Here is a 17,170-nt window from a genome sequence, read left to right on the forward strand (position 1 = left end):
AGAAATCAGCGGGCTTTTTTTCGTCTTGAATTTGGCAAAAGAAAGCTCAAACACTATTAGATACGTCGTTATCTTATTCTGCTTCAGGTTATATAGAGTCAAGACATTAAAAAAGCAGAGCGTTTAGGCTCTGCTTTGATGTTTTAACTACATGTCTTTGTGATTTGTAATTGCTTATTTAGCGACGTTACCTGCCACGTTTAGAGCATCCCATGTACGTGAGAATGGTGGTGCGTAGCAGAAGTCCATGTAGCCTAATTGTTGAGTCGTCATCTTAGCGGTGATCGCTACGGCCAGTGCGTTAATACGGCCAACCGCTCCTTTCTTACCTACGATCTCGCCACCTAACAGGACGTTGGTTTCTGGGTGATAAACCAATTTCACCTTGATGTCTTCTTGTCCTGGGTAGTAATCAGTTTGGTTCTTATCTGAAATGGTTGATACTTTCACATCTAAGTTATGTTCTGTCGCTAGAAGTTCATTCACGCCAGTACATGCGAGTTCGTAGTCCAACACCTTCAAACAAGATGAGCCTAAGAAACCAGACATGTAAGTGTCTTTTCCTGCTAGCTTGTCAGCCATCATACGTGCTTGTTTGTTAGCTGTAGTTGCTAGAGGAACATAAACAGGTTTGCCTAGTGCCATATGATGTACGACTGCACAGTCACCGACGGCATGGATATAGGCGTCTTCAGTAGCACCATATTCATTTACTAACAATGCGCCATTTGCAGCTTTTGCTAGTTCGAATGCTTCAGTATTTGGTTTGAAACCGAGTGACAGGATCACGATATCGGCTTCTACATTGCCGTTATCGGTTTCTACGATATAGCCACCTTGCTCAGCATCGCGAATAGCAGATACGCTGCAACCGGTTTTTAGCTCTGTACCTGATTCTCGAATTGCCCCTTCAACAACTTCAATGATCTCTGGACTGAATTGGCGGCTCATGATGTGCTGTTCACGTTCGATGATCGTTACGTGTTTGTCTAGGCCATGTGCTGCGTCGAACACTTCTAGACCTATAAAGCCGGCACCAATCACACACACTCGTTGCTTATTACTGTCTTTCAAAGCTTCTTTAACCGCTAAGCCATCTTCCATGCTTGTCAGTGTGTATACGTGTTCAGGGTTGAACTCACCGAATGATGGCACGATCGGACGAGCACCTGTCGCAATGACTAACATGTCATATTCGATGATACTTTCTACGTTTTGGTGACGTATCGTTATCTGTTTTTCTGCCTTATCTAAGGCAACCATCTCTGTTTCTACACGTACATCCAAGCCAGATTTAATCGCTTGTTCTGGAGTACGAGAGATCATTCGTTCGGTGTCATCAAACATGCCACCCGCAAAGTAGGGTAAACCACAGGCTCCAAATGAGATGTAACTGCGCTTATCTAGAACGATAACTTCGTCTGATGGTTGATTACGTTTGTATTTTGCTGCGAAACTCATACCAGCGGCGCTACCGCCTATAACAACAACTTTCATATTTACTACCTAAATAACCTGAACTCAGGAAAAACAGAAGAGCACTCAAGTGGAGTGCTCTTAATTAAGTTTGAGAATTATACCGCTGCTTCTTTTGATACTGTCGCTGTAGCGTCAGCATCGTATTGTTCTGTGTTTAGCGAGCCGTTTTTCTTAGCCGTTAGAACACCAGACAACATAGAGCCTGAGATGTTAAGCGCTGTACGTGCCATGTCGATTAGTGCTTCGATAGACACTAGAATTGCAACAACTGTGATGTCTAGACCCATGATGGTCAGTACCGCTACTGCTGCGAACGTTGCACCGCCACCCACACCTGCGATACCGAATGAAGCAATCGCGATAACCGCAATCAGTTGTAGGATGAAGCCTAAGTCAACTGGCATGCCCATTACTTGTGCCGCCATGATAGCGAGCATTGCTGGGTAGATACCTGCACAACCGTTTTGACCGATACTGGTACCAAATGTCGCTGACATGTTTGCTGTTTCTTCGTCTACACCTAGGCGTTGAGTTTGTGTTTCAACGTTTAGTGGGATAGCCGCCATGCTCGAGCGAGAACCAAAGCCGAATACCAATACAGGCCAGATTTTCTTCATGAACTTCGCTGGAGAAAGGCCGAACATTGACACCATCACGAAGTGGATGCCGAACATCACACCAATTGCAACGTAGCTTGCTAGAAGGAAGCGGCCCATTTCTGCTAGTGCAAATAGGTCGTTTGTCATCATGAACGTGGTCATCAGAGCGAATACACCGTAAGGCGTTAGCTTTAGGATTTCACGTACCATTGAAAGCACTACTTCTTTTGCAGAGTTGATGAAATCAACGAAGTTTTGCACTTTCTCAGGCTTACGGTTTTTCACTTGCAGGATACAGTAACCAAGGAACATACCGAACAGTACAGTTGATAGCGTAGAAGTACGCTGAGAGCCCGTTAGCATGTCGAAGATGTTGGTTGGAATGATAGACAGAGCCATACCAGACAAGCCACTGCTCGCCATTGCATCTTGTGTTGCTACCAGTGAGTCACCGCGAGCTTCAATTGCACTGTTGGTGCCGATTGTGCTTACTAGTGCGTTTGCATCGATACCAAATAGGTAAATACTTGCGATACCAACAGCTGCTGAAATTGCACAAGTGAAAAGTAGAATACCGATGATTTTTGGTGCAATACGAGATAGCGCACCACCACCTTCAACGTTCATGATCGAAGAGATCATCGCCACAAATACTAGCGGGATAACGATCATTTGTAGAAGTTTGATGTAGCCTTTGCCGAACACTGAGATCAGTTCAGCAAAGCCAGATGTCGCAACGTTACCGACACCGAAAACAAGTTGAATTGCGCCACCGAACAGTAAGCCAGCAGCAAGCGCACTCAGTACGCGGAAGTTAAAACTTTTCTTTTGCTTTTTGAAGTTCGACAACAGTGCGTAGAACCCAAAGAACAATATGCTTAATCCAATAAATGAAACGCTCATGAGAATCTCCTATGATACCCATTAATACCTAAGTCGGTTATTTTTTGTATGCGATGGCTTCAACTTCAACCAGTGCGTCTTTTGGTAGTCTTGCTGCTTCTACACAAGAACGAGCAGGTGCGTTCTCCGTGCCAAATACTTCGGTGTACACTTCGTTAAATGCAACGAAGTTTTCCATGTCTGAAAGGAAGCAGGTTGTCTTCAATACAGTATCTAAGCCAGCCCCGCTTGCTTCCAAAACAGCTTTCAAATTTTCAAGAGACTGGCGAGCTTGCTCTTTAATACCGCCATCAACAAACTGCATGGTTTCTGGAACGAGAGGTAATTGGCCTGATGTATAAACCATGTCGCCGTAAGACGTACCTTGTGAGTAAGGGCCGATAGCTGCAGGTGCTTGTTCAGTGGCAATGATCTGTTTCACGATGTAACTCCTAAATTATTGGTTTTATTCTGATTTAAATTCACGGATAAACTTGTAGACCGCCTGTCGGCTGATCCCAAGTTGCTCTGATACTTGTGTCGTCGTCTCTTTTAGCTCAAATACGCCGTTATCAAACAAACAACGAATGATGGCTTTGTTACGACTTTTGCAGGAAATCGTTTCGTCTTGTTCCACTTCTTTTATTGCTGCGGTCAGCGCTTGTTGAATCACGTCGTTTGCGCTTTTGCTGAAAGTCTCACTGACTAGTGTTTGAGACACATTGCACGTTGGCATCAACGTTTTAACGATTTCAGGGAATGGGAAGGATAAGTTCATGTTGATACACAGCATGCCAATCGGCTTTTGCTGTGGTCCAGCTAACACACAGGTGGTTGATTTAAGTAGGGAACCGTCTGCTGCATTGGTGAAATAGCTCTTTGGAGAAACTTCGCCAGTTTTCTCGAATGTACTCCACATACGTAAACCTAGATCTGTGATAGGAGAGCCAATTTCACGACCAGTATGATGACCGTTGACGATTTTCACGACCGAGTTTTCTAAGCTTTCAAATGAATGAATAACTACTTCACAGTATGGCCCAATCAAATCAGCGAGCGTATCTGCTAAGCGGAAGTAATTGCTTAAACATTCTCTGTCTTCATCGGTGAATCTAACTTGTTTTACATTCATAGTTTCGGTTTACATTTTTGAACTTGATGGCTGAAATCTACTCCTTTGGTAGTATTTAGGCAAGATGCAGTAAACTTCTGTAAACCGATAAGGAGCGTATAAAACGCCAACAAATAGCGGGAATTCAACTAAAATTAAGAGTGAAATTTGAACAGGATCACTAAACCATCTTCGATATGGTTTAATTTCTTAAACCCCATCAAGGTTTACATATTTAAAACCAAAGGTTGCGTTTTTGAAGGTTTTAATGATCTAGGGCAAGTTATAAAAACTCTCGAAATTAAAGGGATGTGAAATTCATTAAATGGATGGAAGATATACTGAAGTTTCAGGTACAAAAAAGCAGCCTTAAAATTAGCTGCTTGTTTAGTTGGAAATGGCTGACTGATGAGTTCGTGAATTGCCTATTTGGCCAGCTTATCCTTGACTTGCCCAAGAGCTCGCTGGTGCATAAACCATGCACAGGTGCCTGCAAGTATATTACCTACCATCGCTCCCCAGAATAGGCCTTCAATTCCTGCAAACAGAGAGCCAACCCATAGGCAAGGCAAGAAGAAAGCGAACAGGCGCAGTGCTGAAATCGTTAATGCGGTGTAAGACTTGCCCAAAGCGTTAGAAATCGAAACCATCAACATACAGATACCCAAAGGCCCTAAGCTGATTGGAACGATCAGTAGGTGGTAGTTCAGAATCGTTGAGACTTCGTTGTCACTGGTCATGAGATTTGCCAGCCCGCTAGAGAATAGCCATGTCACTAGTGCAATCACCAATTGGAACCCTAATACGAACATCACGGCAATCTTGACGAGCTTGCGTATGTTTTCTAGGTTTTTCTCTCCCAACATGCGACCTATCATTGGTGGCATCGACATCGTCAGTGCTAACACAGCGACAATTGAGAAGAATTCAAAACGAGAACCCAACGCCCAAGCTGCAACCGCTGCGGTGCCATAACCAGCAAGCAGCTTAGTCGCTAACATAGAAGAGACTGGCGGCAGCAGTTGGCTGATCATCGCAGGCCCCATGATGTTCCCGATAGAACGAACACTCTTGCCAATATCAAGGTCGTTCCAATCGAATATCATCCAATGCTTCTTGGTCACTTTGGGCGCCACGATAAAGATACCTGCTCCGAACGCCAAGATGGTAGCTATCGCGGCACCGTTGATGCCCATGTCGAGAGTAAAGATGAAGATTGGGTCCAATATCAAGTTGATGATACTGGTCGCGATCATCATTGAACCGGGCAGCATGGTATTGCCATTGGCACGACACACACTGTAGAAAAAGTAGAGCAGAGCCCCCGTCCAAGAACTCACCAGCCAATAGATCCAGTAAGAATCAATGATCGGCAACACGGTTGGTGGCGCATCGAGTAGCTGTAAAATTGGTCCACGTAGCAGATAGATGATGACGGAGAAAAGCGCGACACTCACGCTGCCCATCGCAATCACAAGTCCACCTAACTGCTTAGCGTAGCGTGTTTCGTTAGCACCAATTGCACGAGCAATTACCGCCGTCGTCGCGATGCCTAACCCGACCTGAATACCAATAATGATCATCTGAATTGGCAGTGTGAAGCCTTGAACCGCGAGCGGCAGTACGCCTAGCTGACCTATAAAGGCACTATCTACAAGCTGGAAGCTCATTAGGGAAAGTACCCCAAACAACATTGGCCATGTCATTGTATAGAGTTGTCGGCCAAGAGAAGGCGAGGGAGTTGCGGTAGTCGAATTCATAACACTCTTATCAGTCTTGAAGCTAGGGTTGTCGCGGTGACAGCCCTCTCAATGAAGAATTGGGTAAAGGATAACGTAAGGTCGGAGTGATACCAATGTTTGTTGTGATAGGCAGATTACTTTTGTTCGCTTTCGGAGAATAAAAAGCCAGTCATCGTGACTGGCTTTTGTTGTTTAGGTATCACGCGAAGTGTTACTTGCTTATTTATTTACTACGTTACCAAGCTTCAACCACGTGTCGATAACCGTATCTGGGTTCAACGAAACAGAGCTGATGCCTTGTTCCATTAACCATTCCGCTAGGTCGTCATGGTCAGATGGGCCTTGACCACAAATACCCACGTATTTACCCGCTTTAGTTGCCGCGTCGATGGCCATTTTCAGCATCGCTTTCACCGCTGGGTTACGCTCATCGAATAGGTGTGCCACATCACCAGAGTCACGGTCTAGACCAAGCGTTAGCTGTGTCATGTCGTTCGAACCGATAGAGAATCCATCGAAGTACTTCAAGAACTCTTCAGCCAAAATTGCATTCGATGGTAGCTCACACATCATGATGACTTTCAGACCTTGGTCGCCGCGGCGAAGGTCGAACTTAGCCAGAATGTCGATAACCGATGCTGCTTCGCTTGGAGTACGAACGAATGGGATCATGATTTCAACGTTCTTAAGGCCCATTTCGTTGCGGACACGTTTGATCGCTTGAGTCTCTAGCTCGAAACAGTCTTCGAATACTGGCGAGATGTAACGAGATGCACCACGGAAGCCCAACATTGGGTTTTCTTCATGTGGTTCGAACTCTTTACCACCTACAAGGTTGCTGTACTCGTTCGACTTAAAGTCAGACATACGTACGATCACGCGCTTAGGCCAGAATGCAGATGCGATGGTCGCGATGCCTTCTGTTAGTTTGCCTACGTAGAAATCGATAGGATCTTTGTAACCACGAATACGCTGTGTGATTTCTGCTTTAAGCTCATCAGACTGTGCGTCAAAGTTAAGTAGGGCTTTCGGGTGAATACCAATCATCTTGTTGATGATGAACTCTAGTCGAGCAAGGCCAACGCCTTCGTTTGGAATCTGTGCGAAGTCGAAGGCACGATCTGGGTTGCCCACGTTCATCATCACTTTGGTTGGCAGCATTGGTAGCTCATCAACCTCAGAACGTTTGATCTCAAAGTCGAGTTCGCCGTTGTAAACGTAGCCTGTTTCGCCTTCTGAACATGACACTGTTACGGTGTCGCCGTCATTTAGGTTGCTTGTCGCGCTGCCACAACCGACAATTGCAGGAATACCGAGCTCACGAGCAATGATCGCTGCGTGACAAGTACGGCCGCCGCGGTTTGTGACAATCGCAGAGGCTTTCTTCATCACAGGTTCCCAGTCTGGGTCTGTCATGTCAGTAACTAGTACGTCACCTTCTTGAACCAGTGACATTTGGTCTAGAGAGTCAACCAAACGAACTGGGCCAGAACCGATGCGTTGACCGATAGCACGACCTTCAACTAGCACATCTGCCTTGTTGTTAAGTTCGTAACGCTCGATAACGTTTTGGTCGCTTTGAGAGCATACCGTTTCTGGGCGAGCTTGAACGATGTAAAGCTTGCCGTCGATACCATCTTTCGCCCACTCAATGTCCATCGGACGTTGGTAGTGCTTCTCGATGATCATCGCTTGTTTTGCTAGCTCTTTGATCTCTTCATCGTTCAGTGAGAACTGGTTACGCTCTTGCGTGTCGGTGTCGATGATATCTACTTGCTTGCCGATCTCTTGATTGGTTGAGTAGATCATCTTGATCAACTTAGAACCAAACGTCTTCTTAACGATTGGGTAGTGACCGGCTTCTAGCATTGGTTTGTGAACGTAGAATTCATCTGGGTTCACAGCACCTTGTACAACCATTTCACCTAAGCCCCAAGAAGAGGTGATGAATACCACTTGGTCGAAGCCTGACTCTGTATCAAGTGTGAACATCACACCTGAAGACGCTTTGTCTGAACGAACCATGCGCTGGATACCTGCAGACAATGAAATGCCACGGTGATCAAAGCCTTGGTGTACACGATAAGAGATAGCGCGGTCGTTAAATAGTGATGCGTAAACGTGCTTGGTTGCTTCAAGTACCGCATCGATACCTTTCACGTTAAGGAAGGTTTCTTGCTGGCCTGCGAATGAAGCATCTGGAAGATCTTCAGCCGTTGCCGATGAACGCACCGCTACAGACAATTCTTCGTTGTCTTCAATTAGTTCGCGGTAGTTATCACGGATGTCTTGCTCTAGTGATTCTGGGAAGGGTGCATCTAGAACCCATTGTCGAATCGTTGCACCTGTCTTACGCAGTGCGTCAACGTCTTCAACATCAAGTTCATCAAGTAGTTGGTGAATGCGCTCATCAAGACCTTTGTAATCAAGAAAGTCGTTAAACGCATAAGAAGTGGTAGCAAAACCATTTGGTACAGAAACACCAGCATTGGACAGGTTAGAAACCATCTCGCCCAGTGAGGCGTTCTTACCGCCGACTTTGTCGACATCTTCCATGGATAGGCCATTGAACCATAGGGTATTATTTTGCATTTATTTCTCCAGAAACATAGCAAGCATTGTAGGGATTTAAAGGCAAACGATTACGTATCAGTTTAAAAAAATGTAAATTATTTTTTAAAGCTGTGGGGGACGTAATAGTCAGCAGGGTTTCGTTATATATATTATGGTTCCCATCCTACTCAAAATAATTTTAAACATTAAATAAAAAATGCAAATTGATATCCAAAGTCGTGATGTATTCTATGTTTCTGATGGAACGGCCATAACATGCGAGACTTTAGGGCATGTTGTTCTAGGTCAATTCCCATTCAAAGCCAATGAGAAAACCTTTCCGTTTGTGGAAAGTGAGGACAAACTTTCTGATTTATTAAAAGAGATTGAAATTTCGTATCGCGATACTGGAGTAGAACCATTGGTTTTCTTTTCGATTGTGATTCCAGACATCAAGGCTAAGCTGCTTGAAGCGCCCGCGCACTGTTATGACGTGTTGGAAAGTATCGTTCAGAAGGTTCAGGATGATATTCAGATGGCTCCTGCTCCTAAATTGCAGCGCTCACGTAGCGTGAACAAAGATTCGGTTAAGTATTTCGATCGTATTGCTGCGATTGAGTACACACTCGCACACGATGATGGCATCACGCTTAAAGGGTTGGAAGAAGCTGACATCATCTTGCTAGGTGTTTCTCGAAGCGGTAAAACACCGACGAGCTTGTACATGGCGATGCAATTTGGCTTACGCGTAGCAAACTATCCATTTATCCATGATGACTTAGCGCGATTGAAGTTATTGCCTGAGTTTGAGATCTACCGTCATAAGTTGTTTGGTTTAACGATTGATGCAGAAAGGCTGATGGAGATCCGTGAAAACCGCTTAGCGGGCAGTGAATATGCCAGCGATTCGCAGTGTTTGTATGAATTACAAACGGTAGAGGCGATGTTCCGCCGAGAAGCGATACCTTACATCAACACCTCTTCACTGTCGGTTGAAGAGATTTCGACGCGTATTCTAGAGCGAACTGGCTTGAGAAGGCGTCTTTTGTAGTCAAAGTTCATTGAGTTAAAAAATTCGAAGCTCTCGCGAACAATGGTTCTGGGAGCTTCGATTTTTCGTTTCGGCTGGTGTTAACGTCTAACACCTAGCGACTTCACAAATTAGCGAAGAAGTTTGATGCCTAACGTTTGGCTCTGCCTCTCTAACCAACGTTCAAGGGTTGGTGGCCAAGTGATGCTTGGTTCTACACAGAAACCACGAAGCATTGAGAAATAGAGTGCTTGATCAATCAAAGGCAGTGAAGACTCGCCATTCTCTAGATCCAGCAAGAGCTCTGCATCTTTCAATAACGGATCAATCAGTTGAACGAACTGTGGAGTCTTCTCTAAGAGCTCATCAAAGTTAAAACCTTCGGTTTCTTTACTCGCACGCCAAGCTTCTTTGGCTCCAGCAGAGCGATATTCAGCCAAGTCGAGGTTCCACCAACGTGGGCGTCCGATCTGTTGAGTCAGTGGGAAAGCGCGGCTTTGGAAAATAACAGCTTGCTCAGACGGCTCACGTCGCTCGTCACTTGATTTCAAATCCATGAAGTACGCAATGATATCTAGGCTTTCTGCCATGATAGAACCATCGTCTTTCTGTAATACAGGTACCATTTTTTTACCGATCAGATCGATAAGCGTTTGGGCATCATCATAATCCACAGAAACGAGCTCGATGTTCAGGCCTAGAGATTGAGCGATGTAGGCAACTCTTGCGCAGAAAGGACAGTGGTCGTAAATATAAAGCTTCATAGCTTCCCTCAATTCAGAACAGTATAAACATCAGATAATGCTAATGTATCAGAAAGTCATGCGAATACTAAGCGTCAATAAGTGCTAACTCTTGATAAACGTTAAGCCCAATAAACAATGGGCGTTAAAGACGGCGAGTACTTGGTGTAAATACTCTTTGATTCATTCTATTGTCTGTTGGATTCGGTTTTACTGCAACGAGTAAACGAATAGAGAGGCTGGTGGTGAAATGGCGGGCATGAAAAAGGCTCTGGCTGTTCGCTCTAATGCAGAAGAGCGAAATCAGCCAAAGCCTCAATTCTGTTACCTTTAGCAGAGTGACTACTAAAAGAGCGGAGCGGTTAAACTATGCTTTTTTAAGGTCTTTTGCAGGGTAAGTAAGCGTCATTATAGCGCCTTCTACTGTTGTAACGTGAACGTAGCCGCCACCAGCACTTAGGCCAACAACTACCATTTCACCTAGCTCAACACCTTTTGTTGCTACAACGCGATCATCAACTGAAAACACTTTACACACCTTCAATAAATTAAATTAATACGATAGATATCGAACGCGGATTTAAACAGATGGTACTCCAATCAACTAATCCGGTTATTTGTCGTAAAGATTAAAGTTACTTATGGATAAAACGGTATGTCTTAATAATCAGCGGGTTAATTTACCTTGCGATGTTATTTATCTGCGGGATAAACGACACCAACTTGCTGACGCATCTCTGTAATTAACTTGGCAACAGTTAAAGCGCGCTGTTGCGCTTGCGCTTGAGTCTCTTTATCGCCCTCAATGCAGCCTGCAAAGGCTTGCGCTTCATAACTCATTGAGTTTTCGCTCTGTGCTTGGGTAAGGTTTTCTACTGTTCCATCACGGAAGCGTATCTTAACGTCAGTACATTCAGCGATGTGATCGATGATGATCACCCCTAATTCACCTTGGATCTCGCTTGGCGCATAAGAGTCGCTGACTTTGGAGTGGGCAAGCGTCACGTCAAACTCAGGGTATTGGAAGATCGCACTGCCATGAGCATCCACACCAGATTCAAGCAGTTTTGCAGAAGCCTGGGCATTTTCAGGATCACCAAATAGCGCTACTGTCGCGGCTACGCAGTAGAAACCAATATCGACTAGTGAACCATTAGAGAAAGCTGGGTTGAAGGTATTTGGGTTCTCACCGTTAAGGTATTTCTGGTAACGCGATGAATATTGGCAGTAGTTGATGTGCGCTTTATGTACCTTGCCAATCTTTTCTAACCCAAGTTGAACTTGATTAAAGTTCGGTAGGAATTGAGATTTATACGCCTCAAAAAGCACCACACCGTTTTTCTGAGCAACCTCAAACATGCGTGTTGCTTCATCAATGTTTGATGCAACTGGCTTTTCACAAATGACATGCTTGCCGTGTTCCATCATCAGGATAGATTGTTCGCAATGCAGTGAGTTAGGTGAAGCGATGTACACGGCTTCAACAGTTTTGTCATTGGCTAATGCGTCGAGTGAGTCATAAGTCGTTTCAACGCCAAATTCCTGGGCGAACTGTGCAGCGCTCTCTAGGTTTCGTGAATAAACCGCAGCCAACTGCATCGATTGAGATTCATGAGCAGCTTGAACAAACTTTTGTGTAATCCAATTCGTTCCAATTACAGCAAACTTAATCATATTGGTGTCCAGTCGTTGATAGTCGTTAGTATATTGATTCTGCAGAGATAGTAGCACTCAACGGCGGGCAATGTGCCTGAGATTTACGGAACAATTCCCCTAAACTTAGTGCCTAATATTAATATTTAGCTTTCAAGGAGCGTCTGAGTTGACCAGTACAACGGTGCACAACTAAGCCATTTTTGCTAAGGTGTTATTGAATTCAAATAAGGTGATGATATGCAAATTCGCACAGCCAAGGTAACTGATATTAACGCGATCTTAGCGCTCTCTGAGCAGATAAACCGTCAACATCACCTTGGTGCACCTATGGTCTTTGCGCCTGCGTCACAAGGCTTAGCCGACAGTGAAGAGTATTGGCTCGGCTTGATGCTTGATCCAGTTGGCGCTTTCTTGGTTGCGGTAGATGACAAGCAAGTTGTTGGCTTTCTGGCGGGTAAGGTAACGCAGAACAAAGGTGTTAGTTTTATTCAATCGCACAAAGTGGCACGGGTGAATACGATTGTGGTGAATGATCAAGTTCATAGCAAAGGTGCCGGACGTGCATTAATGAAGTCGTTCAATCAATGGGCGCAAGCGAGTGGGGCGATAGAACTTAGGTTAGAAGTGATGGAATTTAACCAACAAGCTCAGGCTTTCTATGAATCGCTAGGAATGGAAACTCAGTCAAGAACCATGTCCATGCGTTTCGAGGAGATCTAAAGGTGCGTCGTTTTTTGCCTCTAACGCTCTGCATATTCTTATCGAGTTCGCTAGTTTATTCGGTGACAGCCTCTGCTACCGATACTCCGCAGTATGTCCCGTCACCAGACGCTAAAAAGGTTGTGGTTCAAAAAATAGTCTCTGATGCGACAGCGATTGAAACCATTGTGTTTGAATCTGCACCTTCCCATTCTCAACGTGTATCAACCTCTTCTTCCTCTTCAGCAGACTCACAATCTCAGCATGTGATTATTGTCGATGATGTGCTTAACAGTGCTGCTGATGAACAGGTTGCTCAGCTTTCTCAAGGCTCATCTAAGCGTCTACCACAAAGCTTATCTCAACAGTTTTACAACGTGCCGGAAGATGTCCCAGAGATAGATCCATTGCTGCAAGTGGTTACCTTGGTCAAAGTGGATAAATCGAAACGTAGAATGTATCTGATGAAAGGGGATGAGGTGATTCAGGAATTTCGTATTGCGCTTGGTAAACAACCGAAAGGACATAAACGCTTTGAGGGAGATAACCGAACGCCTGAAGGGGAATACCAGCTTGATTATGTGATGGAAGAGTCGGACTTTTATCGCTCAGTACATATTAATTATCCGCAACCTTCGGATAGGCAATGGGCAGAGAAAAATGAGGTGGATCCTGGAGGGAACATCAAGATCCACGGTATTAAGAATGGTGAGCGCCGTTCACCGAGCTTTATTCAAAGCTTTGATTGGACTGATGGTTGTATTGCATTAACCAATCAGGATATGGATGAGTTTCTCCAACTCGTAAAAATGGGTACCCCTATCCATATCGAATGGTAGAAATAGGTACCCAACTTTCGTACTCAAAAAGAGAACGCTCGTTACAGTAAGACTCGGCCTGCGCTGAATATCGCAATCACGATAAGCAGTGCAATGGTGACGGGTTTGAACTTTGCCCCACCAAATCTTTCGAACAGTTTAGAACCCACATAGCCGCCAAACATGCTGCTTGGTAAGAGCGCGAGAGTAAGCCAAACCACATCGCGGTCGACTAACCCTGCGATAGATGCCGATACAAACGCACTCGAATCGGCTAATACAAAGAATGCGATCAGGCCAGCTCTCGCAATGTGTGGAGCCACAGGGCTCGCCAATGCGTGAGTGCCAATTGGAGGTCCAGACATCGAAGCTGCGCCGTTCATGACACCTGCAAGGCTACCCAGTATATAAGGGGCAAATCTAGGTTCGCTTTTGTACTGGAAACCTTTGTAGATCATAAGTGCAGATGCAAAAATGAAGGCACTGATGATCAAAATGATCGTATCTTGGCTAACGGATTTAAGCAGAAGCAAGCCGACAGGTGTGAAGGCCAAGCAAGGAATAAATACTTTTAAAACCCAGCGCCAGTTAACGTGCTTTCGAACTTTAGGCAGTAATTGAACATTGCCTAGCAGGTCGATCAACATGAAGACAGGAACCAGTTCGATAACAGGTACGAATAACGCACTTAATGGCAATGCTACTAAGGTGAAACCGAAACCTGAGAAGCCACGAACAATAGCGGCGAAAATGAAGATTGCACCCAAAATTGGGAAGGTTGGACTAAAAATGAGATCCATAAATTAAGTAACCAATGAAGCTGTCTATATAGAGCGAGCTAATGAAACCAAGTGAGTAGCGGAATGTACTCCTACTCACTTGTGTTTGCTACCTAATTTTGAGGTTTCCGGAGAGTTAATTTCAAAGTCTCTCTGGGTTGCTTTTACTGTATTTATCCGGTCAATTCATGGAGCTAAATTGATTCGGAAAATCAGTGAATATAGCATCTACTTTTGAGATGTATTCGAAGTGAGATGGATCGTTGACGGTGTAGCACCATGTTTGAATGTTTGCCTCACCGAGTGTATCAAGATCGCTCTGATTCACATGCTCGTAGTTCATATGGCAGCTGAACGCTTTAATCTCATTGATCAGCATAAGATCATCTTGGCTCAGTTGCTCTGTGATCACTCCCACTCGATATCTCGGTAAATGACGAGCCATTTCAGAAACCACTTGATGGCTGAAACTTGAAAGCAGCACTCTGTCGGTATCTAGGTTTGAACGAATCAGTTCTGAATGAAGCAGATCCACCACGTGAGGTGCTTGGTGTCGACTATCGACTTTGACCTCTAGGTTAACGCTGAGACCATGTTGCTCAACAAGCGCGAGCAGTTCTTCTAACGTCAGTATTCTTTCACCAGCGAACTGCTCAGACTTCCAACTGCCAAAATCAAGCTGACGCAGTTCTGCAAGGGTGTGTTCGTCGACACGACCTTTGCCATCGCTGCAGCGCTCAAGCGTGTGGTCGTGACAAACCACAAGTTGATCATCCTGAGTTGGCTGAATATCTACTTCAATCCATTTCAAGCCGAGTTTAGCGGCTTGTTCAATGCTTGCTTTGGTATTTTCTGGGTGAGTACCTGCTACACCCCGATGACCTACGATGATAGACGACATAATTAATCCTTCTTAAAGACGCACCGTAAAAACGCATTAAATATCAGTGTACTCGATTAAGCGAGAGCCGTCGTTAAGCTTGTTGCCTCTTCGCGTGACTCTTGTGAAGTAACATTATTCGGTTGAATACGCTTCCCACGGCTGTCAAAAATATGCAGGTTAGATTTATCAATACTTAATCCGAGCGGCAGCACTTGGCATAGCGTTGTTTCTGGCGTGACGGCTATAAAGGGTTGGTCATTCACAAGGCCATGAACCAATTGATTCGGGCCTAACGGCTCAACCACACTGATACGCAGCTCAAGAGGCAAGGTGTTCATCTTTAACTCGGAACAAACCTCAGAGTGTTCAGGACGAATACCAAGTGTAATTGCGGCGTTCTTAACGTGTGCATACTCTGGCAGATACATTTGTTGATCGCCTATTTCAAGATAGCCGTCATCGAGCGTGGCAGATAAGAAGTTCATCGCAGGGCTGCCAATGAAGCTTGCCACAAAGGTGCTAGCAGGCTGGTGGTAGACTTCTCTTGGTGTGCCAACTTGTTCTATTTGACCTTTGTTGAGAACCACGATTCTATCTGCCAGTGTCATGGCTTCGACTTGATCATGAGTCACGTAAACACTGGTTACGCCCAACTCGCGTTGTAGCTTTTTGATTTCTAATCTCATGTGAGCGCGCAATGAGGCATCTAGGTTAGACAGAGGTTCATCAAACAGGAACAGTTGAGGATCGCGCACAATCGCTCGGCCCATCGCGACACGTTGGCGCTGTCCACCAGAGAGCTTGGCAGGCTTGCGATCTAGGTACTCTTCGATTTTCAGTGTTTTAGCGACTTTCTCAATTTTTTCTTCAATCACATGCAGGCTGACACCTCGGTTTTTCAAACCATAAGCGAGGTTTTTATACACCGTCATATGAGGATAGAGTGCATAGTTTTGAAAGACCATCGCGATATCACGTTGAGCTGGTTTTTCGTTATCAACACGGCGGCCACCCAAGTGAATTTCACCACCAGAGATGCTTTCCAGCCCTGCAATTGAACGTAGGATAGAAGACTTACCACAGCCCGACGGGCCAACCAACACAAGAAACTCCCCCTTTTTGATATCAAGCGAGACATCTTTCACTGCACGATGACCATTTTCATAAGTCTTCACCAAGTTTTTAATGCCTAACATGGTGGGAACTTTGCGCGTTAACGTTTGTTTTAGGTTTGGCATCGGTGTGTCCTCTGTTTTTTGCGGAGAAACTGGGTGAGATGTCTTGTACTCATCGAGTGATTGAATGCGGTTATCGTTCATCTGAGTCGTGTCGTTATTATTTTTCACTTTCTACTAGCCCTTTTACAAACCAACGCTGAAATACAACCACCACTAAAACGGGTGGCAACATCGCTAAAATCACCATGGCAAAAACATAGTCGTAGCGCGGTAAACTGGTTTCATTGATGTTGTTGAGTACTTGTTTGATGCCCATTACGATGGTGTTGTAGCCTTCGTCCGTGGTCATCATGATTGGCCACAGATATTGGTTCCAACCCACTACAAACATGATGATGAAGATTGCGGCGATCATGGTTTTAGACAGTGGCAGTAAGATGTCGACAAAGAATCGAAACGGACCTGCGTTATCTAACTGTGCGGCTTCTAACAATTCATCGGGGATGGTTTTGAAGAACTGCCTAAAAAAGAACGTCGCGGTTGCTGAGGCGATCAAAGGCAGAATTAAACCGGTATAGCTATTAAGCAGACCTAGCCCTGCGACAACTTCATAGGAAGGGATAATGCGCACTTCTAATGGCAGCAAAAGCGTAACAAAGATCAACCAGAACCAAGCCGTCACGTAAGGCAGCCTGAAGTAAACCAAAGAGAATGCCGCCATCATCGAAATGATGATCTTACCGATTGCAAAGCCGAGCCCCATGACCATGGAGTTGGCGATCATTTTGCTAGCGGTGACGTCACCACTAAAGCCCATGCTCTTGTTCCAAGCTTCGCTATAAATAGCCGTAAAGTTGTCGCCTGGTAGCCACTGCAAGCCCTCACTGACTATGGTGTTTGGGTTATGGGTTGAACTGGCGAAGATAAGCCAGATTGGTATCAACATAAACAACATCCCAGCAATCAAAATGAGGTGGTCAGAAATCTTATTACTTTTCATAAATAACTCCTTTCGCGT

The 17,170-nt window shown here is 44.9% G+C and carries 16 protein-coding genes; 3 read left to right on the forward strand and 13 right to left on the reverse strand.

The features are described 5' to 3' along the window. Positions 1–174: 174 nt before the first annotated feature. The 6 genes from BCT34_RS16400 to ppsA form a co-directional block, all read right to left on the reverse strand. Positions 175–1,497 (reverse strand): CoA-disulfide reductase, encoded by a 1,323-nt coding sequence (locus BCT34_RS16400; RefSeq protein ID WP_076650955.1) that lies wholly within the window; start codon positions 1,495–1,497, stop codon positions 175–177. A 77-nt stretch (positions 1,498–1,574) separates the two neighbouring features. Further along, positions 1,575–2,981, reverse strand: a complete 1,407-nt coding sequence (locus BCT34_RS16405) for a cation:dicarboxylase symporter family transporter (RefSeq protein WP_076650954.1) — start codon at positions 2,979–2,981, stop codon at positions 1,575–1,577. A 37-nt stretch (positions 2,982–3,018) separates the two neighbouring features. Next, positions 3,019–3,402, reverse strand: a complete 384-nt coding sequence (locus BCT34_RS16410) for a RidA family protein (RefSeq protein ID WP_076650953.1) — start codon at positions 3,400–3,402, stop codon at positions 3,019–3,021. 24 nt (positions 3,403–3,426) lie between these two features. Next, positions 3,427–4,092: a PAS domain-containing protein gene (locus tag BCT34_RS16415; protein ID WP_076650952.1), complete on the reverse strand. Its 666-nt coding sequence runs from the start codon at positions 4,090–4,092 to the stop codon at positions 3,427–3,429. A 404-nt stretch (positions 4,093–4,496) separates the two neighbouring features. After that, complete coding sequence (locus BCT34_RS16420) at positions 4,497–5,831, reverse strand: MATE family efflux transporter (protein ID WP_076650951.1); 1,335 nt, start codon at positions 5,829–5,831, stop codon at positions 4,497–4,499. Positions 5,832–6,032: 201 nt separating this feature from the next. Continuing rightward, complete coding sequence (ppsA, locus tag BCT34_RS16425) at positions 6,033–8,405, reverse strand: phosphoenolpyruvate synthase (protein WP_076650950.1); 2,373 nt, start codon at positions 8,403–8,405, stop codon at positions 6,033–6,035. Between the two features lie 178 nt (positions 8,406–8,583). On the opposite strand from ppsA, the gene BCT34_RS16430 reads away from it, so the two are divergent. After that, a complete protein-coding gene (locus BCT34_RS16430; RefSeq protein WP_076650949.1) occupies positions 8,584–9,417 on the forward strand; it encodes a pyruvate, water dikinase regulatory protein in 834 nt (277 codons plus the stop codon). A 110-nt stretch (positions 9,418–9,527) separates the two neighbouring features. Here BCT34_RS16430 and grxB read toward each other — a convergent pair whose 3' ends face one another. From grxB to BCT34_RS16450, 3 genes are all read right to left on the reverse strand, one after another. After that, on the reverse strand, positions 9,528–10,160 hold the full coding sequence (grxB, locus tag BCT34_RS16435; RefSeq protein ID WP_076650948.1) for a glutaredoxin 2: 633 nt from the start codon (positions 10,158–10,160) through the stop codon (positions 9,528–9,530). Between the two features lie 346 nt (positions 10,161–10,506). Then, positions 10,507–10,668: a hypothetical protein gene (locus BCT34_RS16445; protein WP_102300408.1), complete on the reverse strand. Its 162-nt coding sequence runs from the start codon at positions 10,666–10,668 to the stop codon at positions 10,507–10,509. A 164-nt stretch (positions 10,669–10,832) separates the two neighbouring features. Then, positions 10,833–11,813: a Gfo/Idh/MocA family oxidoreductase gene (locus BCT34_RS16450; protein ID WP_076650947.1), complete on the reverse strand. Its 981-nt coding sequence runs from the start codon at positions 11,811–11,813 to the stop codon at positions 10,833–10,835. A gap of 219 nt (positions 11,814–12,032) precedes the next feature. Here BCT34_RS16450 and BCT34_RS16455 point away from each other — a divergent pair, with 219 nt between their 5' ends. Together BCT34_RS16455 and BCT34_RS16460 are read left to right on the forward strand one after the other, a co-directional pair. Continuing rightward, on the forward strand, positions 12,033–12,515 hold the full coding sequence (locus tag BCT34_RS16455; RefSeq protein ID WP_076650946.1) for a GNAT family N-acetyltransferase: 483 nt from the start codon (positions 12,033–12,035) through the stop codon (positions 12,513–12,515). Positions 12,516–12,517: 2 nt separating this feature from the next. Then, positions 12,518–13,333: a L,D-transpeptidase family protein gene (locus tag BCT34_RS16460; protein WP_076650945.1), complete on the forward strand. Its 816-nt coding sequence runs from the start codon at positions 12,518–12,520 to the stop codon at positions 13,331–13,333. A 41-nt stretch (positions 13,334–13,374) separates the two neighbouring features. Here BCT34_RS16460 and BCT34_RS16465 read toward each other — a convergent pair whose 3' ends face one another. From BCT34_RS16465 to ugpE, 4 genes are all read right to left on the reverse strand, one after another. After that, positions 13,375–14,112 carry a sulfite exporter TauE/SafE family protein gene (locus BCT34_RS16465; protein ID WP_076650944.1) on the reverse strand — a complete coding sequence of 246 codons (738 nt, stop codon included), beginning with the start codon at positions 14,110–14,112 and terminating at the stop codon, positions 13,375–13,377. Between the two features lie 160 nt (positions 14,113–14,272). Continuing rightward, entirely contained in the window at positions 14,273–14,992 is a 720-nt protein-coding gene (locus BCT34_RS16470; protein WP_076650943.1) for a glycerophosphodiester phosphodiesterase family protein, read from the reverse strand. A gap of 56 nt (positions 14,993–15,048) precedes the next feature. Continuing rightward, positions 15,049–16,320, reverse strand: coding sequence for a sn-glycerol-3-phosphate ABC transporter ATP-binding protein UgpC (gene ugpC, locus BCT34_RS16475; protein ID WP_076650942.1), 1,272 nt, complete (start codon positions 16,318–16,320; stop codon positions 15,049–15,051). Next, positions 16,310–17,152 carry a sn-glycerol-3-phosphate ABC transporter permease UgpE gene (gene ugpE, locus BCT34_RS16480; protein WP_076650941.1) on the reverse strand — a complete coding sequence of 281 codons (843 nt, stop codon included), beginning with the start codon at positions 17,150–17,152 and terminating at the stop codon, positions 16,310–16,312. Before ugpE ends, ugpC begins: the two co-directional genes overlap by 11 nt. Positions 17,153–17,170: the final 18 nt, after the last annotated feature.

Origin of the sequence: Vibrio sp. 10N.261.45.E2, assembly GCF_002875705.1 — a bacterium.
Lineage (GTDB): Bacteria > Pseudomonadota > Gammaproteobacteria > Enterobacterales > Vibrionaceae > Vibrio.

Excerpts from the sequence above, each read along its gene's own strand:
- BCT34_RS16400 (WP_076650955.1), bottom strand. The coding sequence starts at position 1,497 with ATGAAAGTTGTTGTTATAGGCGGTAGCGCCGCTGGTATGAGTTTCGCA.
- BCT34_RS16405 (WP_076650954.1), bottom strand. The coding sequence starts at position 2,981 with ATGAGCGTTTCATTTATTGGATTAAGCATATTGTTCTTTGGGTTCTAC.
- BCT34_RS16415 (WP_076650952.1), bottom strand. The coding sequence starts at position 4,092 with ATGAATGTAAAACAAGTTAGATTCACCGATGAAGACAGAGAATGTTTA.
- BCT34_RS16420 (WP_076650951.1), bottom strand. The coding sequence starts at position 5,831 with ATGAATTCGACTACCGCAACTCCCTCGCCTTCTCTTGGCCGACAACTC.
- ppsA (WP_076650950.1), bottom strand. The coding sequence starts at position 8,405 with ATGCAAAATAATACCCTATGGTTCAATGGCCTATCCATGGAAGATGTC.
- BCT34_RS16430 (WP_076650949.1), top strand. The coding sequence starts at position 8,584 with ATGCAAATTGATATCCAAAGTCGTGATGTATTCTATGTTTCTGATGGA.
- grxB (WP_076650948.1), bottom strand. The coding sequence starts at position 10,160 with ATGAAGCTTTATATTTACGACCACTGTCCTTTCTGCGCAAGAGTTGCC.
- BCT34_RS16450 (WP_076650947.1), bottom strand. The coding sequence starts at position 11,813 with ATGATTAAGTTTGCTGTAATTGGAACGAATTGGATTACACAAAAGTTT.
- BCT34_RS16455 (WP_076650946.1), top strand. The coding sequence starts at position 12,033 with ATGCAAATTCGCACAGCCAAGGTAACTGATATTAACGCGATCTTAGCG.
- BCT34_RS16465 (WP_076650944.1), bottom strand. The coding sequence starts at position 14,112 with ATGGATCTCATTTTTAGTCCAACCTTCCCAATTTTGGGTGCAATCTTC.
- BCT34_RS16470 (WP_076650943.1), bottom strand. The coding sequence starts at position 14,992 with ATGTCGTCTATCATCGTAGGTCATCGGGGTGTAGCAGGTACTCACCCA.
- ugpE (WP_076650941.1), bottom strand. The coding sequence starts at position 17,152 with ATGAAAAGTAATAAGATTTCTGACCACCTCATTTTGATTGCTGGGATG.